This window comes from Elizabethkingia argenteiflava (assembly GCF_009904105.1).
Classification (GTDB): Bacteria; Bacteroidota; Bacteroidia; order Flavobacteriales; family Weeksellaceae; genus Elizabethkingia; species Elizabethkingia argenteiflava.
This window is the reverse complement of record NZ_JAAABJ010000100.1, coordinates 1-611: the sequence shown is the minus strand read 5'-3', so window position 1 is coordinate 611 and position 611 is coordinate 1. Positions and strand designations below refer to the sequence as shown.

The following is a 611-nucleotide window of genomic DNA, read 5'->3' as shown; positions in this document are numbered from 1 at the left end:
TTTTCTTTATATATTGCCATTGGTTTTCAGTTAGATCAGTTGGGTATTTCATTCCTTTTTTTCCAAATATCCAACTTCTGAAAACCTTCCTAACAAAATTTTCTACACAAATTTAAACAGCCTCTTATCCAATACAATATGAAATAAAGGCTTGTATTATTTATGTATGTTCAGGAATTGTAGTATCATATATTTCTTATTACTTATTGAAATGGAATATTATTTATGGGAATAATTTGTTTCTCTTATATTTGGTATTTATTTTTTTTGAACGTCAACTTTTTATTAACATAAAAAATTATATAAAAAGATAAGGGCAAAAATGAAAACCACTAATTGAAATTTTTTGAGATATCGTTCACTAAAAATTACGGATTATATAAATTGTAATAGCCACGACTTAATCTGACGTTAAGTGTTAAAATAATTATCAGTTATTCAATATTATCCTTACTTCGAGAAGTAAGGATTTTTTGTTCCACTCCAAGAGTTTCCAATAATTTCTCTTTTGCAATAGGTTTACTATCCAAAAACGTCTGCATCGGTGTTTTACCATAACAATGTTTTCCAGTATGCGTTCTTTCATTGTTTTAATAGGACAACCAACTTGT

At 26.8% G+C, this 611-nt stretch carries 1 pseudogene; it reads right to left on the bottom strand.

Annotated features, from left to right (window positions below):
* Positions 1–434 precede the first annotated feature (434 nt).
* Positions 435–590, bottom strand: a pseudogene (locus GNY06_RS00535) (IS481 family transposase); the annotation flags it as partial.
* Positions 591–611: the final 21 nt, after the last annotated feature.